Origin of the sequence: Exiguobacterium sp. S3 (assembly GCF_018617295.1) — a bacterium.
In the GTDB taxonomy this organism is placed as follows: Bacteria; Bacillota; Bacilli; order Exiguobacteriales; family Exiguobacteriaceae; genus Exiguobacterium; species Exiguobacterium profundum.
The window spans coordinates 507,886-524,070 of record NZ_JACSJW010000002.1; the positions used below are offsets into that span (position 1 = coordinate 507,886).

A 16,185-nucleotide genomic window follows, 5' to 3' on the forward strand; every position below is an offset into this window, starting at 1 on the left:
ATTGATGGAACAGAAATGGGTAGTCTTTTCACTTGAAGAAAATACGTACGGGATCGACGTACAGTCGGTCCGTTCAATCGAGCGACTTCAGCCGATCACACGAGTGCCGAACGCACCGTCACATGTGAAAGGGGTCATCAACCTTCGTGGTGTCGTCACGCCGGTCATCGACCTTCGCTTGCGACTCGGCTACGAAGAAATCGAACCAACGGATGAGACACGCATCCTGATCGCCTCGTTGAATCAAGGAGATGCCGGATTTATCGTCGACCGTGCGAATGAGGTCGTGGAAAGCGACGAAGTACGAATCGAACCGATTCCGGAATCGAGCCGCGATATGCTCTCGGCACATTTGACAGCCATCGCAAAAGGAGAAGATAAACTCTTCTCTTTACTCGATGCGAATGCGTTGTTTGAGGAACAGTATGCTGAGTGAGTTTGAACAAGACCTGTTAAAGGAACTGGGAAATATAGGGTCTGGACATGCGGCGACTGCCTTGTCGGCAATGCTTTCGAAACCGGTGAACATTACCGTGTCTTCTGCCGAAATGGAACCGATCACCTATTTACCAGAGCGAGTCGGCGGTCCGGAACGACATGTTGCCTCGGTCTTGTTGGAATTAGATGGTGATATTCGTGGAATGATCCTCATTTTGTTCGCCGTGGAAGATGCCGAGCAAATGGTTTCGACCTTGATTGGGATGCCATATTCATTTGATTCTTTTGATGAGCTCGGCCAATCGGCTTGGGAAGAGGTCGGGAATATTATGAGCGGTGCTTATGCGCGAGCGCTAGGTGACTGGTTACAGACACCGATTATGATTCAAGTGCCGGCAACGGCCATCGATATGGCAGGTTCGATTGTTGAATTTGTCGTCACGTCTGTACAACCTGAGGAAGACGCGGCGCTCTATATCGACACGACATTTATGATTGATCAAAAAGTAAGTGCAGGACATGTGTTGTTCCTACCAACACATGGGTCGCTCAAACGGATTCAAGAACGGTTGCTTGGCAATGGCTGATGTATTAAAAATCGGCATTGCCGAATGGAAGCAGACGACCGCACCAAATCGGTTACGTACAGCCGGACTCGGGTCATGTGTGGGTGTCATTTTATATGACACCCGCCTCCAATTGGCAGCGATGGCACATGTCATGTTGCCGGACTCGACGATTGCTCGTAAGAACCAGACGATTGAAGTAGGAAAATACGCAGATACAGCCATTGATACACTCGTGCATTCATTGAAACGAGAAGGGGCCACACGGCTTCAAGCAAAGATGGCAGGCGGCGCTCAGATGTTTCAGTTTAAATATGAGAACGAGGCGATGCGAATCGGTGAGCGAAACGCCGAGGCCATCCGCCAAGCATTAAAAGTCCATCGTATTCCGCTCGTGGCAGAAGATTGTGGCGGACATAACGGGCGGACAATCGAGTTTGATGTCGCAACATCTGTCTTATCGATTCGGACGGTGAGCGTGGGTACGAAAGAACTATAAGGGGGGATCGACATGACGACTCATCTTACACAGTTGTGGGATCGCTGGAATATGGACCGTGATATGGATACAGCAAACGAATTACTAGCACATTACGAGTTTCTCATCCACTACCACGTACAACGGATGATCGTGACGCTTCCAAAGAGCGTCGAACGCGACGAATTGAAAAGTTTGGGTTACATGGGATTGTACGATGCCCTTATGAAATATGATCCAGAGCACAATAATAAATTTGATACGTATGCTGCGTTTCGGATTCGTGGAGCCATTATCGACGGTTTACGAAAAGTGGATTGGTTACCTCGGTCGGTTCGAGAAAAAGTGAAAAAAATCGATCAGGTGGCAGAACAGCTTGAACAGTCGTTACATCGTGCTCCAACGAAGAGCGAGTTAGCTTCGGCATGCGACTTACCGATTGCAGAAATCGAACGAACGATGGCGGAAGGGTACTTTGCCAATATGTTGTCGATTGATGAGGCCGTGACGTTGCAAGAAGAAGGAAAAGTCATGTCTGTCACGTATTTCGACCCGGATTCTGAAAAGCCAGAAGATACGTTGTTGCAACGCGAATTGATTGATGTGCTGGCAGCAGAAGTCGACCATTTATCCGAAAAAGAACGACTCGTCGTCTCTTTGTTTTACTTTGACGAACTGACGTTGACGGAGATTGGGGAAGTGCTCGAACTGTCAACATCACGGATTTCGCAAATTCATTCCAAAGCGTTGAAGACATTAAAACACGCGCTCGGTCGGTCCTATTTAGAAGAAAAGACATCGTAAGGAGATGAACAAGTGTATATTGTATATGTGATCACAGCTTGTTTGGTTGCTTACGGTTTTTTATTCGGCTACCGACAAGTCCAAGCGCTTCAGGAACGAGTCGAACGGCTCGAACGAGAGAAGCAAGAGACCGAAACGTTGCTTCTTTCATTCATGGAGTCGATGAACGACCTCGTTGTTCAAGAACCCGTTGAACGTTCGAACGTGGTTCAACAGGAAGAAGCTTCATCGCTCCCTGTCAATGAGTCCATCCAAACGGTCGTAGAGGCGACAGAAGAGACGACCCCGTCCGCGTCAATCGACGTGGACGATGTCTTGTTGCGACATTCCGTGCGGGACGCTGCCCGTATCCTCGGAAAAGGCGAGGGCGAGCTTGCGCTTTATGCGAAACTTCGTAAAAAGTGAGAGTTGCCGGATTTCGTGACATATGCTATAGTAATTCTCGGTGTTAAACACATCACACACGTCTCGGGATGATATTCCTCGGTGCCGTAAGGTCGGAATACAACAATGAACGAGGCGGAGGACTTTTTTAAACCACAAGGAGGAAATTTATCATGGCAGTAATTTCAATGAAGCAATTGCTTGAAGCTGGTGTACACTTCGGTCACCAAACACGCCGTTGGAACCCAAAAATGGCGAAATACATCTTCACAGAGCGTAACGGGATCTACATCATCGACCTTCAAAAGACGGTCAAAAAAGTAGACGAAGCTTACAACTTTGTTCGTGAACTCGCGGCAGAAGGCGGAAACGTCCTCTTCGTTGGTACGAAAAAACAAGCTCAAGATACAATCAAAGAGGAAGCAATCCGTTCTGGAATGTTCTTCATTAACGAGCGTTGGTTGGGTGGAACACTCACTAACTTCTCAACAATCAAAAAGCGTATCAACCGCTTGAAGCAACTCGAAAAAATGGAAGAAGACGGCACGTTCGAAGTACTTCCTAAGAAAGAAGTCATCATCTTGAAGAAAGAAATGACTCGTCTTGAGAAGTTCCTCGGCGGAATCAAGGATATGCCTGGTGTGCCTGACGCCCTCTTCATCGTTGACCCACGTAAAGAGCGTATCGCAATTGCGGAAGCTCACAAATTGAACATCCCAATCGTTGCGATTGTCGACACAAACTGTGACCCAGACGAAATCGACTACGTAATCCCAGCGAACGACGATGCAATTCGTGCAGTTAAATTGCTCACTTCTAAGATGGCAGATGCAATCATCGAAGCGAAGCAAGGTGAAGAAGAAGTTGCTGAAGAAGCTGTAGCGACAGAAGCTGAAGCTACAGAAGCTGAGTAATCAGTGAGACAATAGGTGATAAAGGGAAAGCCTTTTATCACCTTTTTTTAGGACATGTAATCAAAAAGCCCTGTGCTTTTTCTTAAAATTCGTTAGTTTTACAAGGAGGAATTTCCGATGGCAGTTACAGCAGCAATGGTAAAAGAACTTCGTGAAAAAACAGGAGCAGGAATGCTTGATTGCAAAAAAGCACTCGTTGAAACAGACGGTGACATGCAAGCAGCAATCGACTTCCTTCGCGAAAAAGGAATCGCTAAAGCAGCAGCAAAAGGTGATCGTATCGCCGCTGAAGGTTTGACAGCAGTAGCAGTTGAAGGCAACAAAGCTGTGCTCGTCGAAATCAACTCAGAAACAGACTTCGTGGCGAAGAACGAGAAGTTCCAAACACTCGTAAACAACGTAGCAAAAGCAGTACTCGCATCAGGCGCAACAACTGCAGAAGCTGCACTCGCGGCTGAGTACGAAGCAGGTAAAACACTTGAAACGTACATTCAAGAAGAAGCTTCGACAATCGGAGAGAAAATCTCACTCCGTCGTGTAGCTGTTCTTGAAAAAGCTGACGATGCAGTATTCGGTACGTACCTCCACATGGGTGGTCGCATCGGGTCAGTCGTTGTAATCGACGGCACATCTGACGAAACAGTTGCTAAAGACGTTGCAATGCACGTTGCTGCAGCACGTCCACTTTACGCGACACGCGATGAAGTATCAGCTGAAGAAATCGACCGCGAGAAGAAAGTCTTGACTGAGCAAGCACTTAACGAAGGCAAGCCTGCTAACATCGTTGAGAAGATGATTGCTGGTCGTATGAACAAGTACTTCGAGGAAATCTGCCTCGTTGACCAAACGTTCGTAAAAGACAGCGACTTCAAAGTTGGTAAGTACGTAGAATCAAAAGGCGGAAAAATCAACTCGTTCGTACGCTTCGAAGTAGGAGAAGGTATGGAGAAACGTGAAGAGAACTTTGCTGAAGAAGTTATGAACCAACTTAAAAAATAATCTGTGTCACAATCAGTGATGCAACTAAAAATGGGAACACGTCTGTATAACCTTGAGTTAGTTCGTTAAGGGAGCGTGTTCCCTTTTTTCAAGCAAGAGGAGGCAAAGTTATGGAACCGAAATATAAACGAATTGTGTTAAAATTGAGTGGAGAAGCGCTCGCTGGAGATCAAGGTTACGGGATCGACCCTAACATTGTAAACTCAATCTCAAGTCAAATTAAAGAATTGATCGAGATGGGTGTAGAAGTCGCCGTTGTTGTAGGTGCCGGAAACATTTGGCGTGGAAAGACGGGTAGTGAACTCGGGATGGATCGGGCAAACGCAGATTACATGGGTATGCTCGCAACTGTATTGAACTCACTTGCTCTTCAAGATAGCCTTGAAACGTACGGTGTCCAAACGCGCGTCCAAACATCAATTGAAATGCGACAAGTTGCTGAACCATACATTCGTCGTCGCGCAATGCGTCATCTTGAAAAAGGACGCGTGGTTATCTTTGCGGCCGGCACAGGAAACCCATATTTCTCAACGGACACGACAGCTGCCCTCCGTGCGGCTGAAATCGAAGCTGATGTCATCTTAATGGGTAAAAACAATGTGGATGGCGTCTATTCAGCTGATCCGAAATTGGACGCGACGGCAGTGAAGTACGATACGTTGTCTTATCTTGACGTCTTAAAGGATGGACTTCAAGTCATGGACTCGACAGCAACGTCACTTTGTATGGACAACCACATTCCATTGATTGTATTCTCATTGCTTGAAGAAGGTAACATTAAACGTGTCGTTCTCGGGGAACATATCGGGACGGTAGTAGGAGGAGTCAATTCATGAGTGTCAAAGAAGTATTGAAAACAGCTGAAGAAAAAATGGAAAAAGCGCATTCTTCACTTAAACGTGATTTTGGAACGCTTCGCACTGGCCGTGCCAGCGCATCGATTTTGGATCCTGTCCAAGTTGATTACTATGGTGTCCCAACACCACTCAATCAAGTGGCAAACATCAATACACCAGAAGCGCGCCTACTTTTGATTCAACCATGGGATAAGTCAATGGTTTCTGAAGTAGAGAAAGCGATTCAAAAGGCAGACCTCGGCTTGTCTCCATCATCTGACGGTACGGTCATTCGTTTGGCGATTCCTGCATTGACGGAAGAACGTCGTAAAGAATTAGTTAAAGTCACGAAAAAATACGCAGAAGAAGCGAAAGTCGCTGTCCGTAACGTTCGTCGTGACGCAAATGAAAACTTGAAGAAACTCGAGAAAGATGGCGAGTTAACAGAAGACGATCTCCGCGGATATGCAGATGACGTTCAAACGTTGACGGATTCGTATATCAAGAAGATTGATGAATCTGCAGCAATTAAAGAAAAAGAAATCATGGAAGTGTAATCACGGAAGTGGTATACCAAAAAGCTGTGTGGGGACCCTTTTTCTGAGAGGGTCCTTCTTTCATACAATCAGGAGGATAACAGAATGTTTAAATGGGTGAATCCTAAAACGAAAATCGAGGCGGAGTTAAGTGTTCCTGAGCACGTAGCCATCATTATGGATGGAAATGGACGCTGGGCCAAAAAACGTGGTCTCCCTCGCATCATGGGTCACCGGGAAGGGATGAAGTCCATCCGGGAAACGGTACGAACAGCACAAGAACTCGGGATTCGGTCTCTGACGCTTTATGCGTTCTCTACAGAGAATTGGACTCGTCCGGAAGAGGAAGTCTCATTCTTGATGAAACTGCCGAAACAGTTTTTGGAGACCGATTTGAAAGAACTCCACGAACAGAATGTACGAGTGCTCGTTGCGGGAGATACGTCGAAACTCCCACGAGAGACACGAGAAGCCGTTAACGAGGCGAGAGAACGGACCGTTGCGAACACAGGGTTGAATCTTGTCTTCGCACTCAACTATGGGGGACGGGATGAGCTCGTTCAAGCGATGCGCAGCATTGCAGGAGACGTTCAGTCCGGTTTGGTTCAGCCAGACGATATCGATGACCGTATGATTGGTGAACGACTCATGACACACGTTCAAGACGTGGATCTCGTTATTCGGACGAGCGGGGAACAACGACTCTCAAACTTTTTATTATGGCAAAGCGCATATGCTGAACTTCATTTCACAGAAGTATTGTGGCCGGAATTTAAGCGTGAGCATTTTGTAGAAGCGATTGAATCATACAACGCGCGCACGCGACGTTTTGGTGGGGTGTAACATGAAGACACGTATTATTACAGGACTATGGGCAGGAGCCATCTTCATCACGGTAATTGCGCTTGGAGGAAATGCATTTGTTTCATTGATGGGGATTTTAGCACTCATCGGATTGAGTGAATTCACGTTGATGCGACAGCATAAGCTGTTGGCGTTTCCGTTCTTGGTGACAGCGCTCCTCGTGGCGTTCCCATTCCTCTTATTATTGATTGAGAATCAGGTTGTCACGGATGAACTTCCGTTCTCGATTGAACAATGGCTCGTCTTAGGGCTCGTGTTGTTGCTGTTTTGGACAGTGGTCACGAAAAATCGATTCACGTATGAAGACGCTAGTTTTTACTTCGTCTCAGCGGTCTATTTGGTCGTCGGTTTCTCTAGTTTTGCGTTAGTCCGGCTCTCTGAGGACGGTCTATCGAAAGTGTTGCTAATCTTGTTTATGATTTGGGCGACGGACTCGGGAGCATATTTTACCGGAAAGGCATTCGGGAAAGCCAAATTATGGCCATCGATTAGTCCGAACAAGACGATTGAAGGGGCGATTGGGGGCATTGTGTCTGCGATTGTACTCGGTATCATCTTCGTCTGGATTGATCCGATCTTGCCGATAATTGAGGTCGTCATTTTAGCAATTGTCGTGGCGGTAGTCGGACAGCTCGGAGATTTGGTGCAGTCTGCTTATAAGCGCCAGTATGGAGTCAAAGATTCGGGTCACCTGTTACCAGGACATGGTGGCATTTTAGACCGGTTTGATAGTATGATTGCGGTCTTTACCGTCATTTGGGTGTTTAATCTGCTTTAAAAAGGAGTGTCGAAATGAAGCGAATTAGCTTAATTGGTGGGACTGGTTCGATTGGCGTTCAAACTTGTGACGTCATCGAACAGCACCCCGACCTGTTTGAACTTGAGGCGTATGCGTTCGGAACGAACGTCGATGTCGCCACGGAATGGATCAATCGACTTAGACCAAAATATGTGTCGGCAACGAGTATCGAAGTACTCGAGCAGTTGAAGCCACGTCTTACATATGAACCTCTCTATTTTATTGGACCGGAGGGGCTGAAGGAGTGTGCGACGGCAGAACGGGCTGACATCGTCGTGACGGCAGTCGTTGGAGCAGTTGGACTCGAACCGACGCTTGCGGCGATTCAAGCAGGGAAAGATATTGCACTCGCCAACAAGGAAACACTCGTTACCGCAGGACATCTTGTCAAAGCGGCCGTGAAAGAACATGGGGTCAACCTATTGCCTGTCGACAGTGAACACTCCGCGATTTATCAATGTTTGAACGGGGAACGAAGAGAAGATGTATCAAAGATTATTCTAACGGCTTCAGGCGGTAGTTTCCGTGATCGTTCACGTGATGAGCTGGCTGATGTGACTGTTGAAGACGCACTGAATCATCCGAACTGGTCAATGGGAGCAAAAATCACAATCGATTCGGCGACGATGTTCAACAAAGGCTTAGAAGTCATCGAGGCACACTGGCTGTTCGATATCGATTATAATGATATTGAAGTCATCTTGCATCGAGAATCGATTATTCATTCGATGGTCGAATTTAAAGATGCTGCCGTGATGGCCCAGCTTGGAAACCCGGATATGCGCGGTCCGATCCTTTATGCGCTATCGGGACCGAAGCGGCTTGAAATCGAGGGGAATAAGCGGTTAAACTTGAAGGAAATCGGAAAGCTGCATTTTGAAGAGGCTGATTTCAATCGTTACCCGGCACTCCGGTTAGCGTTCGAAGCAGGAAGAGCCGGTGGTTCCATGCCAACCGTCTTGAATGCAGCCAATGAAGTGGCAGTGGACCTATTCTTGAACGGTCAGATCACGTTTTTAGAGATTGAACGACTCGTCGAAGAAGCGATGGCTCGACATGAGGTCATTGCCGAGCCGACGCTCGCGCAAATTCTAGAAGTTGACCAAGCAGTACGTCAACAGATTCAGCAAGGAATTGAAGGTGGGGAATAAATCATGACGACTTTTATCGCCATCGTTTTGATGTTTGGCGTTCTCATTTCGGTACACGAATGGGGACACCTCGTCATGGCGAAACGGGCAGGCATTCTCTGTCACGAGTTTGCAATCGGATTCGGTCCAAAAATTGTTTCATTCCGTAAAAATGAAACGCTCTATACCATTCGTCTTTTACCAATCGGTGGCTACGTCAAAATGGCCGGAGAAGATTTTGAACCGATTGAAGTCCGAGCGGGTCAGCATGTCGGACTTCGTCTCACTGAACAGGGGACGGTCGATCGTGTCTACTTCCAACCGGACACGGCTACAGATGTCCATGTCGTCGGAACCGTCGATAAGTTCGATTCGACACATGAGTTGAAAGTTCAACTTCTCATCGATGAGGAAGTGCGGGTCTATTCATTAGAGCGAGACACACTCCTTGTCGACCAAGGGATGGAAATTCAAATTGCACCGTATGATCGAACGTTTGGGGCCCAGTCGGTTTGGAAGCGTGTCTTGGCCATCGCAGCCGGTCCGGCGATGAACTTTGTCTTGGCGTTCATCTTGCTCATCATTGTTGGGCTCGTTCAAGGAACCCCAACGAACGATGGTCAAATTGGTACGGTTCAACCGGATTCAGCCGCTGATGAGGCTGGTTTGATGAGTGGGGATGAAATCGTCTCGATTGAAGGCGAGCCGATTACCGATTGGCTCGACTTGCGATCTGCTTTAGAAGACCGCGCGGACACCCCTACGGAAGTCACGTATGTCCGTGATGGAGAGGAAGCAACTGTCACCCTTACACCACAAGCAGTCGAACAAAACGGAGAGACGGTCGGGATTCTTGGTGTCACGAACGCGCTCGAACGATCACCGGTCAAAGCCGTGACGACGGGGGCGGAAACGACATGGACGATGTCGACGCTGATCTTCTCTGCGGTCGGTGATTTGGTGACAGGACAAGTCGGTGTCGATCAACTAGCAGGTCCGGTCGGGATTGTACGGATGACAGATGAAGTAGCGGCGAGCGGTTTGATCATGCTGTTGAATTGGACAGCGCTTCTCTCCGTCAACCTTGCCATCTTCAACTTGCTCCCATTGCCAGCGTTAGACGGAGGACGTTTGATTTTCCTCTTGTTCGAAGCGGTACGCGGACGTCCGATCGATCCGAAAAAGGAAGGATTCGTCCACTTTATCGGATTCGCACTCTTGATGATTTTAATGTTGATTGTCACTTGGAACGACATTCAATCATTCTTTAAATAAGCTGTTTGTAGAGAAGGGAAACGTTGAACTGTATGAAACAATCTAGATTGCTCATGCCTACATTGAGAGAAGTGCCGGCTGACGCGGAAGCGGTCAGCCATCAACTCCTCGTCCGTGGAGGATTCATCCGTCAAAATGCGGCAGGAATTTATTCTTATCTTCCACTCGGACATAAAGTGTTACACAACATCCAAACGATCATCCGTGAAGAGATGAATCGTGCCGGAGCTCAAGAGCTATTGATGCCTGCCATCCAACCGGCAGAACTTTGGGAAGAGACAGGACGATGGGGTATTTACGGTCCTGAGTTGATGCGCTTGACGGACCGTCATGACCGTCGCTTCGCACTCGGTGCGACACACGAAGAATTGATTACATCGATCGTCCGAGACGAGCTCAACTCGTATAAAAAACTACCGATGAACTTGTACCAGATTCAAACGAAGTATCGTGATGAGCGTCGACCACGTTTTGGATTGCTGCGCGGACGCGAATTCTTGATGAAAGACGCCTATTCATTCCACGCGACACAAGAAGACTTAGATGAAGAATATACCAACATGTATAATGCCTACTCACGTATCTTCGACCGTACAGGACTGAAGTATCGTCCGGTCGTCGCAGACTCTGGGGCAATCGGCGGGAAAGACACGCATGAATTCCAAGCGCTTGCGGATATTGGTGAAGATACAATTGTCTACACGGACACGTCGAACTATGCGGCGAACATCGAGATGGCCGAAACGCTCGACCGTTATGAGATGCAACAAGCTGACGTTCGTCCCCTCGAAAAAGTGAACACGGAAGAAAATCGTACGATTGAGGACGTGGCGGCATTCTTGAATGTGGATCCGAAGACGACAATCAAATCTGTCTTGTTTAACGTGGATGGCGAAACTGTCATGGCAATCGTTCGTGGCGACCACGAAGCGAATGAAGTCAAAGTGAAGAACGCACTCGGTGGACTCGACATTCAACTTGAAGAAGAAGCGAAAATCGTTGAGTTGTTCAACTGTGCACCAGGTACACTCGGACCTATTAACGCTCCGGTCAAAGTCGTTGCCGACTATGCGGTCAAATACTTAGTGGATGCTGTCTGTGGTGCTAACGAGGCGAACACACACTATACGGGTGTAAATGCTGCGCGCGACCTTGCCGAGATGACATACCACGATTTACGTTTCGTTGTCGAAGGCGATTTGGCACCGGATGAGTCCGGTCCGGTTCGTTTTGCTCGTGGGATTGAAGTGGGACAAGTATTTAAACTCGGAACACGATATTCAGAAGCGATGGGTGCGACATTCCTCAACGAAGAGGGGCGTGCCGAACCACTCATCATGGGTTGCTACGGCATTGGGGTGTCACGCACACTTTCAGCCATCGTCGAACAACATCACGACGACCGTGGAATCATTTGGCCACGTAACGTAGCGCCGTTCGATCTCCATTTGATTGCAATCAACGCAAAAGATGAGACGCAAGTCGAGTTGGCGAACCGTCTTTATGAAGAGCTCGGTCAAACATACGATATCTTGTTCGACGACCGGAAAGAACGTGCGGGCGTCAAGTTTGCCGATGCAGATTTGATCGGACTCCCGATTCGCGTGAACGTCGGGAAAAAAGCTGGCGAAGGCATCGTTGAAGTGAAAGTACGTGCAACAGGTGAAGTGATTGAAACATCAATCGATGAATTGAAAGAAGTCATCGCTTCAAAATTTAGCGAAGTTCATTAATGGATGAAGGTGACAGCGGAAGCGGTCACCTTCATTTGTCGAATTGGCATAAAGGGGGAAAGACGGACCCGTGGAAGCAAATCAAAAGATGCAATTATTATTAAGTGACCTTGGGATCACGACCGAGACGGACCTGTTTGATCAGGCCGAACTCTCACGACTCGTCGTCAATAAGAAGCGACGGACGTGGACGTTCTATTTTTCATTTCCAGCAGTATTGCCATACGACGTGCATCAATTGTTCATGAGTCGACTAGAAAGTCGTTATGCAACGTTTGCGGATGAGGTGTACGCTCGGTTCTCGACAGTAGCGGGTGGGAGCGAACAAGACTATATCGACTATTGGCCACGAATCGTCAGCGAGTTGAGCCAAGTATCTGGCGCGATGCGCAGTTATTTCGGCTCCGTTTCGCCACGATTCGAGCAGAACAAACTTATGATTCCGGTGCGTTCCGCACCTGAGGCGAGTTATGTGGACAAAGAGCTCTGTCAAGAAGTACAGGCGCTCTATAGTGCCTATGGGTTCACGAAAAAACCGTGTCAGGCTCAATTTTCGGAAGACGCTGAGGCAAATCAAGCCCTTCGCGAACAGGTCGTTCAAGAAGATATCGAACAAGCGAAAATGGCACTGGCTGCCCAATTCGCCAAGGCAACAGAAACGAACGACGAACCGATTACAGAAATCCGGATGGGTGCGCTCATTAAAGATGAGATTGTCCCAATCAAGACGATTATCGAGGAAGAACGACGTGTCGCGATTCGTGGGCTCGTCTTCTCAGCAGAGCGCAAAGAGTTGAAGAGTGGTAAGAAACTATTCACGTTCAAGATGACGGATTACACAGACTCATTGATTGTGAAGGTATTTGCACGCGATGACGATGACGACCGTATGCTTAGTGCCGTCAAAAAAGGGATGTGGATTCAAACGGCCGGTCGGGTCGAAGATGATTCGTTTATGCGCGAACTATGTATGATGGCATCTCAACTTCAAGAAGTAAAAGTAGAACCACCACGTGACGAATGGGAAGGTGAGAAACGCGTCGAACTTCACGCGCATACGCAGATGAGCCAAATGGATGCCGTCACAAATGTCTCGTCGCTCGTCGCTCGTGCCGCAAAATGGGGACACCGTGCCATTGCCATTACCGACCATGCTGGAGTTCAGGCGTTCCCGGAAGCCTATTACGCCGGGAAGAAAAATGATATCAAAGTGTTATACGGAGTCGAGGCGAACGTCGTCAACGATGGTGTCCCTGTCGCTTATCATGCGACCGATGTGGCATTGGATGATGCGACATACGTCGTCTTCGACGTCGAGACAACGGGACTTTCTGCCGTCTACAATAAAATCATCGAACTCGCTGGGGTTAAAATCAAGGACGGAGAAATCATTGACCGGTTTGAAGCGTTCGCCGACCCGAAACATGCCTTGTCAGCGACCACCATCGAATTGACAGGGATCACGGATGACATGGTCCAAGGTCAACCGGACCCGGAAGTAATCACGAAACAGTTCGTCGAGTGGTGTGGCGACAGCATTCTCGTTGCCCATAACGCGTCATTCGACATGGGCTTCCTCGAGGCGACACTCCGTAGTGGTGGGCATGAACCGGACGATTACCCGGTCATCGACACGCTCGAACTTGCTCGAACGTTGATGCCGACGTTGAAGAATCATCGACTCAATACACTCGCGAAGCGATTCGATATCGAACTGACACAACATCACCGTGCCATTTACGATGCGGAAGCAACGGCGTATTTGCTCATGAAGTTACTCGATCTCGCTAAGCAGATGTTCGAAATGACGACACATCGCTCGTTGAACGCGAAAGTCGGCAGTGATGTATCGAAGATTCGTCCGTTCCATGCGACCATCTACGCGAAAAACAAAAAGCCAGGACTTCGTCATTTATACGAGCTCATCTCCTTATCTCACATCGATTACTTGTATCGGATGGCACGCATTCCACGTTCCGAGCTTGTGAAACGGCGAGAAGGATTATTGATTGGTTCGGCTTGTGATAACGGGGAGATTTTTGACGCCGCCTTGAACAAGTCGGATGATGAACTCGAGAAGATGATGTCATTTTATGACTTTATCGAGATTCATCCCCCGGCACTCTACCACCATTTGATTGATAAAGAGATTGTGACGAATGAATTAGAACTCCGCGAAATCATTAAGCGCATCATTCGTGTCGCCGAGAAGGCCGAGTTACCGGTTTGTGCGACAGGGAATGTGCACTATCTAGATCGGTCGGACCGGTCTTATCGCGAAATCTTGATTCGTACACAAGGTGGGGCAAACTTCATCAATACACGTAAGGAATTACCACATGCGCACTTCCGGACGACAAAAGAAATGATGGAAGAGTTCAAGTTTTTAGGTGACGATTTAGCGCGTGAAATCGTCATCACGAATCCGAATGCAATCGCCGATCAGATTGAGTCGATTCAAATCATCCCGGATGATTTGTACACACCTAAAATTGAAGGGGCAGATGATGAGGTTCGGAATATGAGCTACGACATGGCTCGCTCCATCTATGGAGACGAGTTGCCTGAAATCGTGGAGGCGCGTCTTGAGAAAGAGCTCAAATCGATTATCGGTCACGGGTTCGCCGTCATTTATTTGATTTCGCATAAACTCGTTAAAAAATCACTCGATGATGGATATCTGGTCGGTTCGCGGGGGTCGGTCGGGTCGAGTCTCGTCGCAACGATGACGGAAATCACCGAAGTCAACCCGCTACCGCCTCACTACGTCTGTCCGAACTGTCAGCACTCACATTTCTTTAATGACGGATCGGTCGGTTCGGGGTATGACTTGCCAGACAAGGAGTGTCCGGAGTGCGGCACGTGGTACAAAAAAGACGGTCATGATATTCCGTTCGAGACATTCCTTGGTTTCAAAGGGGACAAAGTACCGGATATCGACTTGAACTTCTCAGGTGAATATCAACCGCATGCCCACGCCTATACAAAAGTACTGTTCGGAGAAGAATACGTCTATCGTGCCGGGACAATCGGAACGATTGCCGACAAAACGGCTTATGGATACGTGAAAGGCTATGCAACCGAGAACGATAAGATTTATCGGAACGCCGAAGTCGACCGTCTCGTTTCTGGGGTCACCGGTGTAAAAAGGACGACGGGGCAACACCCAGGGGGTATCATCGTCGTACCGGACTATATGGACATCGCGGATATCTCCCCGATTCAATATCCGGCGGATGACAATTCGTCTGAATGGAAGACGACTCACTTCGACTTCCACTCCATCCATGACAACTTATTGAAACTTGATATTCTCGGGCATGATGACCCGACCGTCATCCGGATGTTACAGGATTTGTCTGGTATCGATCCAAAGACGATTCCGACAGATGACCCGACAGTCATGAAGATTTTTTCTTCACCAGAAGTGCTTGGGGTGACACCAGAACAGATTGAATCGAAAACCGGGACGCTCGGGATTCCAGAATTCGGGACGAAATTCGTTCGTCAGATGCTTGAAGAGACAAAACCGTCGACGTTCTCGGAGCTCGTTCAAATTTCCGGTCTATCCCACGGAACAGACGTCTGGCTCGGGAACGCGAACGAATTGATTTATAACGGGACGTGCGAACTGAAGGATGTGATTGGTTGTCGAGATGACATCATGGTCTATCTGATTTACGCGGGCCTCGAACCGTCATTCGCCTTTAAAATCATGGAATCCGTCCGGAAAGGGAAAGGGCTTACGGAAGAGATGGAGTCCGAGATGCGAGAGAATGACGTGCCGGAATGGTATATCTCGTCTTGTAAGAAAATCAAGTACATGTTCCCGAAAGCACACGCGACTGCCTACGTGTTAATGGCGGTCCGGATTGCATACTTTAAAGTACATCATCCGATTCTGTACTATGCGACGTACTTTACCGTTCGAGCGGGAGATTTTGACTTATCCGCGATGATCAAAGGTCCCCAGGCCGTTCGTAAGGCGATGTCGGATATTCGAGAAAAAGGGTTCGATGCGACAGCGAAGGATAAAGGGCTACACACGGTCCTCGAACTTGCGCTCGAAATGCTCGAGCGGGGAATGAAGTTCCAAAACATCGACTTGTATCGGTCGAGTGCGACAGAGTTCTTGATTGAAGACAATACGCTGATTCCACCTTTCAACGCGGTCGATGGACTGGGAACGAATGCGGCAAAAGCGATTGTCGAAGCAAGGGAAGAAGGACAGTTCCTTTCGAAAGAAGATTTGCGGAAACGTGCGAAACTTTCGAAAACGGTCATCGAGACACTCGATACGATGAAATGTCTCGAAGGTCTGCCTGATGAGAACCAACTCTCATTCTTTGATTTTGGGGTGTAAGTTGCGATTTATCGGGAAAATATGATATATTAGTATCGAACAAAGTTGGATACTACGACGGAAAGG

15 protein-coding genes are annotated in these 16,185 nt (G+C 48.1%); all 15 read left to right on the forward strand.

Features of this window, described 5'->3' with window-relative positions; all coding sequences use genetic code 11:
• Positions 1-4: 4 nt before the first annotated feature.
• Positions 5-436, forward strand: a complete 432-nt coding sequence (locus KNO65_RS07575) for a chemotaxis protein CheW (protein ID WP_015881410.1) — start codon at positions 5-7, stop codon at positions 434-436.
• Positions 426-1,025, forward strand: coding sequence for a chemotaxis protein CheC (locus tag KNO65_RS07580; protein ID WP_015881411.1), 600 nt, complete (start codon positions 426-428; stop codon positions 1,023-1,025). Before KNO65_RS07575 ends, KNO65_RS07580 begins: the two co-directional genes overlap by 11 nt.
• Positions 1,018-1,503, forward strand: coding sequence for a chemotaxis protein CheD (locus KNO65_RS07585; protein ID WP_031421691.1), 486 nt, complete (start codon positions 1,018-1,020; stop codon positions 1,501-1,503). Before KNO65_RS07580 ends, KNO65_RS07585 begins: the two co-directional genes overlap by 8 nt.
• A 12-nt stretch (positions 1,504-1,515) precedes the next feature.
• Entirely contained in the window at positions 1,516-2,286 is a 771-nt protein-coding gene (locus KNO65_RS07590; protein WP_159562099.1) for a FliA/WhiG family RNA polymerase sigma factor, read from the forward strand.
• Positions 2,287-2,298: 12 nt separating this feature from the next.
• A complete protein-coding gene (locus tag KNO65_RS07595) occupies positions 2,299-2,691 on the forward strand; it encodes a hypothetical protein (protein ID WP_214782964.1) in 393 nt (130 codons plus the stop codon).
• A gap of 152 nt (positions 2,692-2,843) precedes the next feature.
• A complete protein-coding gene (gene rpsB, locus KNO65_RS07600) occupies positions 2,844-3,584 on the forward strand; it encodes a 30S ribosomal protein S2 (protein ID WP_015881415.1) in 741 nt (246 codons plus the stop codon).
• A 117-nt stretch (positions 3,585-3,701) separates the two neighbouring features.
• Entirely contained in the window at positions 3,702-4,583 is an 882-nt protein-coding gene (gene tsf / locus KNO65_RS07605) for a translation elongation factor Ts (RefSeq protein ID WP_078146717.1), read from the forward strand.
• A gap of 110 nt (positions 4,584-4,693) precedes the next feature.
• On the forward strand, positions 4,694-5,419 hold the full coding sequence (pyrH, locus tag KNO65_RS07610; protein WP_015881417.1) for a UMP kinase: 726 nt from the start codon (positions 4,694-4,696) through the stop codon (positions 5,417-5,419).
• A complete protein-coding gene (frr, locus tag KNO65_RS07615; RefSeq protein ID WP_031421698.1) occupies positions 5,416-5,976 on the forward strand; it encodes a ribosome recycling factor in 561 nt (186 codons plus the stop codon). The genes pyrH and frr overlap by 4 nt, the downstream gene beginning before the upstream one ends.
• Before the next feature lie 84 nt (positions 5,977-6,060).
• Positions 6,061-6,798: an undecaprenyl pyrophosphate synthase gene (locus KNO65_RS07620; RefSeq protein ID WP_214782967.1), complete on the forward strand. Its 738-nt coding sequence runs from the start codon at positions 6,061-6,063 to the stop codon at positions 6,796-6,798.
• Position 6,799: 1 nt separating this feature from the next.
• Positions 6,800-7,597 (forward strand): phosphatidate cytidylyltransferase, encoded by a 798-nt coding sequence (locus KNO65_RS07625; protein ID WP_159562101.1) that lies wholly within the window; start codon positions 6,800-6,802, stop codon positions 7,595-7,597.
• Between the two features lie 14 nt (positions 7,598-7,611).
• On the forward strand, positions 7,612-8,769 hold the full coding sequence (gene dxr, locus KNO65_RS07630; protein ID WP_196430551.1) for a 1-deoxy-D-xylulose-5-phosphate reductoisomerase: 1,158 nt from the start codon (positions 7,612-7,614) through the stop codon (positions 8,767-8,769).
• A 3-nt stretch (positions 8,770-8,772) separates the two neighbouring features.
• The gene (rseP, locus tag KNO65_RS07635) at positions 8,773-10,023 is read left to right on the forward strand and encodes an RIP metalloprotease RseP (protein ID WP_015881422.1); all 1,251 of its coding nucleotides are present in this window, start codon (positions 8,773-8,775) and stop codon (positions 10,021-10,023) included.
• A gap of 32 nt (positions 10,024-10,055) precedes the next feature.
• On the forward strand, positions 10,056-11,756 hold the full coding sequence (locus tag KNO65_RS07640; protein WP_214691278.1) for a proline--tRNA ligase: 1,701 nt from the start codon (positions 10,056-10,058) through the stop codon (positions 11,754-11,756).
• 70 nt (positions 11,757-11,826) lie between these two features.
• Positions 11,827-16,119: a PolC-type DNA polymerase III gene (locus KNO65_RS07645; protein WP_214782970.1), complete on the forward strand. Its 4,293-nt coding sequence runs from the start codon at positions 11,827-11,829 to the stop codon at positions 16,117-16,119.
• The last annotated feature ends 66 nt before the right edge of the window (positions 16,120-16,185 follow it).